The organism is Acidovorax sp. (assembly GCF_046339755.1).
Lineage (GTDB): Bacteria > Pseudomonadota > Gammaproteobacteria > Burkholderiales > Burkholderiaceae_C > Acidovorax.
In genome coordinates this window covers 1-3,823 of the sequence record NZ_JBKDTZ010000220.1, presented here as the reverse complement: position 1 = coordinate 3,823, position 3,823 = coordinate 1, and the positions used below count along the sequence as shown (strand labels likewise).

General features: G+C 67.9%; 2 protein-coding genes and 2 pseudogenes. 1 reads left to right on the top strand and 3 read right to left on the bottom strand.

All coding sequences use genetic code 11. The annotated features are described in order from the left end of the window. A pseudogene (locus tag ACK59X_RS18475) lies at positions 1-967 on the bottom strand (hypothetical protein); the annotation flags it as partial. Positions 968-1,105: 138 nt separating this feature from the next. Next, a complete protein-coding gene (gene tsaD / locus ACK59X_RS18470) occupies positions 1,106-2,158 on the bottom strand; it encodes a tRNA (adenosine(37)-N6)-threonylcarbamoyltransferase complex transferase subunit TsaD (RefSeq protein WP_409959540.1) in 1,053 nt (350 codons plus the stop codon). Between the two features lie 95 nt (positions 2,159-2,253). On the opposite strand from tsaD, the gene ACK59X_RS18465 reads away from it, so the two are divergent. Next, the gene (locus ACK59X_RS18465; protein ID WP_409959538.1) at positions 2,254-3,582 is read left to right on the top strand and encodes a phenylacetate--CoA ligase family protein; all 1,329 of its coding nucleotides are present in this window, start codon (positions 2,254-2,256) and stop codon (positions 3,580-3,582) included. Between the two features lie 7 nt (positions 3,583-3,589). On the opposite strand, the pseudogene ACK59X_RS18460 reads toward ACK59X_RS18465, so the two are convergent. Continuing rightward, positions 3,590-3,823 (bottom strand): annotated as a pseudogene (locus ACK59X_RS18460) (hypothetical protein); the annotation flags it as partial.

Here is a 3,823-nt window from a genome sequence, read left to right as displayed (position 1 = left end):
ACACATCGCTGTGCACGTTCAGGGTTTCGACGCCTGCCACGATGATGTCGTCATTGCCCGTGGCATCCGCGAACACGAGGTTCGCCGAGTCGGCGGAGCCCGACGCACCGGCAAACTTCACGGTCAAGGCACCGCCAACGCCCGAGTTCTGGATACCGACGGTGGTCGCCAGGTTTACACCCGAGAAGGTGGCGGGGCCCGCGGCGGCCTCGACCCACAGGTGCATCAGACCGGTTGCGCTGGAGGCGCTGAATTCGGCCCCCGCGCCCGCCTTGACGAAGACGTTTTCCACGCTGGTCAGCGTGGGTGAGACCACTGCTGCCGCCGCCAGTGTCGCCTTCAGGGTGTCGGTACCCGCAGCACCATCGATCACATCCGCCGTCGAAAGAAAGCCCGCGGTGGGCTCAAGGACGGTGTCGCTGTGGACCGTGGCCTTGAATTTGGCTTCTGCGGCTGCAGGCGATATCACATCATCGCCGGAGGTCAGCAAAAGCGTCACGCCTGGCAGGCTGGGGGCGATGGGGCCGACAGGCGAGGGCGCGATGTTGGCGGGGTTGGCGGAGTAGTTGTACGAGACCACCAACTCGTTGTTCCACGCCACGGCGGCCACACTGTAGGCGGCCTGATCACCGGTTGCATTCTCCAGCCCTGACAGGATCTGCCCCAATTGCAGCGCGACGATGCCGACGTTGGCCTTGCCCACGGCGACCAGGTAGTCCTTGACCGAGGTTTGCAAGCCCGCGTTGGGCAGCACGCCCATGTTGCCGAGGATCCTGGCGGACAGCGCTTCCTCCGTCAGGCTGGCAAAGCTGGCACCGAACTGGATTGCAAAAGCTGCGTTGCTTTCAGTGGTAGAGCCAGCAGCGGCCCTCTGGCTCTCAAACGACGCATTCGAAGGGGTCTGGTTGTTGAACGCACGGTTCAATATGAGGACAGGCTCGTAAAAAGGCCAGATGGTCTTGGGCATCGCGAACTCCGTGGCAGCAAGGATGCGCGAAGCGTAGGGGCAGGCCTGAGCAACCGGTGTGTCAGCCGTCACAAACAAACATTTTGAAACCTACCCGTGCCCACGCGCCCACCACTGCAGGACTGAGGAGTTGCCCGCTCAGGCTACGACCGGCGCAATCGAATCCAGCGGCCAGCGCGGCTTCACGTCGAAGGCATACTCGGTCGAGGCCTGCTGCTGCCCCGATTCCAAACGCATCGCAGCCGCCATGGCGATCATGGCGCCGTTGTCGGTGCACAGGTGCAGCTCGGGGTAATGCACGCGCACCTTGTTCTTGGCGCAGGCCTCGTTGAGATGCTTGCGCAGGTGGCGGTTGGCGCCCACGCCGCCGGCCACGACCACGCGCTTCATGCCCGTCTGCTTGAGGGCCGCCAGGGTCTTCTTCACCAGCACCTCGACGATGGCGGCCTCGGTGCTCGCGGCCAGGTCGGCCTTGCGCACTTCGAGGTCATCGCCGAGCTTCTTCGCCTGCGTGAGCACGGCGGTCTTGAGGCCCGCGAACGAGAAATCGAGGTCGCCGCTGTGCAGCAGCGGGCGCGGCAGCTTGAAGGCCGTGGCGTCGCCCTGCTCGGCCAGCTTCGACAGTGCGGGGCCGCCGGGGTAGCCCAGACCCATCAGCTTGGCCGATTTGTCGAAGGCCTCGCCCGCCGCGTCGTCGATGGTCTCGCCCAGGATCTCGTAGCGGCCCACGCCGTCCACGCGCATGAGCTGGGTGTGCCCGCCGGAGACCAGCAGCGCTACGAAGGGGAATTCGGGCGGGTCGGCGCTCAGGAAGGGCGAGAGCAGGTGCCCCTCCAGGTGGTGCACGCCCAGCACGGGCTTGCCCAAAGAAGCTCCCAGGGCGCAGGCCACGCCCGCGCCCACCAGCAGCGCGCCGGCCAGGCCCGGGCCGCGGGTGTAGGCCACCACGTCCACGTCGGCCAGGCTCTTGCCGGATTCGCCCAGCACCTGGGTCGCCAAGGGCAGCACGCGGCGGATGTGGTCGCGGCTGGCGAGCTCGGGCACCACGCCGCCATAGGCCTGGTGCATCTCGATCTGGCTGTGCAGCGCGTGCGACAGCAGTGCGGGCACCTGGCCGTCCGCGCGCGTTTCCACCAGGGCCACGCCGGTTTCATCGCAGGAAGACTCAATGCCCAGTATCAACAACGTCATGCCCCAAGTGTAGGGGGCTTGCGCGGGCCGCGAGGCGCCACAATCGGACAACCCCACGCATTGCAGGCACGCACCGCCTTTTTCTTTTCGCTTCCATGGCCGACGCCCTCCACTTCCACTCCCCGCAGTTGGCGCAGATGCTGCTTCTGGCCCAGCAGGTGCGTGCCTGGGAGCGCGTGCCCCCCGCCGAGTACCAGGCCCTGCAGCAGCGCCAGCTGCACACGCTGATGCGCCACGCGCACCAGCATTCGCCCTTCTGGCGCCAGCGGCTGGAGGCCGCAGGCTGGTCGGCAGAGGTGCCGCCGCACACCGTGCTTGCCCGCCTGCCGGTGCTCACGCGCGCCGACCTGCAGGCGCACTTCGCCCAGGCCCGCGCACGCTGGCCGGGGCTCAAGGACGAGGAGGTGGCCACCTCCGTCACCTCGGGCTCCACGGGCGAGCCCGTGCGCGTGGAAAAGGCCAGCGCCATGTACGCGCCCTTGTATGCCGCCATCTCCTGGCTCGAGGCCCAGTGGCACCAGCGCGATGCGCGGCGCAAGATCGCCGTGCTGGGCACGGGCCTTACCGACGGCACCCGCGACAGCTGGGGCGACATGTACACCGCCATGGGCCTGCGCGGCCCCTGCGTGGTGCGCAACATCACCCAGCACGGCATGGAATCGCATCTCGACTGGCTGCTGCAGGAGCGGCCCGACTACCTCAAGTGCAGCCCTTTCGCGGCGGCAGAGCTCGCGCGCATGGCGCTGGCGCGCGGCGTGCAGTTGCCCATCCGGCAGGTGATCTCGCAGTCCGAGCGCGTCACGCCGGCCCAGCGGGCGCTGTGCCGGCAGGCCTTTGGCGCGACCATCGTGGACCGTTATTCCTGCGAAGAAACGGGCTGGATCGCCCTGCAGTGCCCCACGCACGAGCACCTGCACCTGCTGGGCTCCACCACGCTGATGGAGATCGTGGACGAAGCGGGCCGGCCTTGCCCGGCAGGCACACCAGGCCGGGTGCTGGTGACCAGCCTGCACAGCTTTGCCATGCCCATCCTGCGCTACGAGCTGGGCGACATCGCCGAATGGGGCGCACCCTGCGGCTGCGGCATGGCCCTGCCGGTGATCGCGCGCATGGGCGGCCGCACGCGGCACCTGGTGCAGACCGCGAATGGCCCGTTGCCCATGCCCTTTCTGGGTGATGAGCTGGGCCGCATCGAGCCGATCCGCGCCTTCCGCATGCGGCAGTATGTGGACGGCACGCTGCAGTTGGAGATCGAGGCGCCCCGCGCGCTCACGGCCGAGGAGCATGCCGCCGTGCGCGCGGTGTTTGCCGCCAACGGCATGGCGGACCTGCCCCTGCATGTGGAGCAGTTGGCCCGCATCGACTGGCCTGTCGGGCGCAAGCGCGAGGAGTTCGAGCGCGTGGACCGCGCCTACGAGCCATAGAACCCGCTCACTGCGGCCAGACCTTGCCCTTGTTCACGAAGGCACCACTGCCGGCCCGGAAGCCGAAGTAGACCTCTGCATTGGCGGCCCGCATTTCCGCGTCGGTGAAGTCCAGCGAGGGCCTGAACTGCAAGGTGGCGGCATTCGCCACCTGGCTGGCGAAGGCGGCACCCTCTGCATCGGCCGGCACCTGGCTGGCCCAGGTGCCATCGCTCTTGCGGAAGAACCACAGGTCCGGGGC

Coding starts and splice junctions, on each gene's coding strand:
- ACK59X_RS18465 (WP_409959538.1), top strand. CDS start 2,254: ATGGCCGACGCCCTCCACTTCCACTCCCCGCAGTTGGCGCAGATGCTG.
- tsaD (WP_409959540.1), bottom strand. CDS start 2,158: ATGACGTTGTTGATACTGGGCATTGAGTCTTCCTGCGATGAAACCGGC.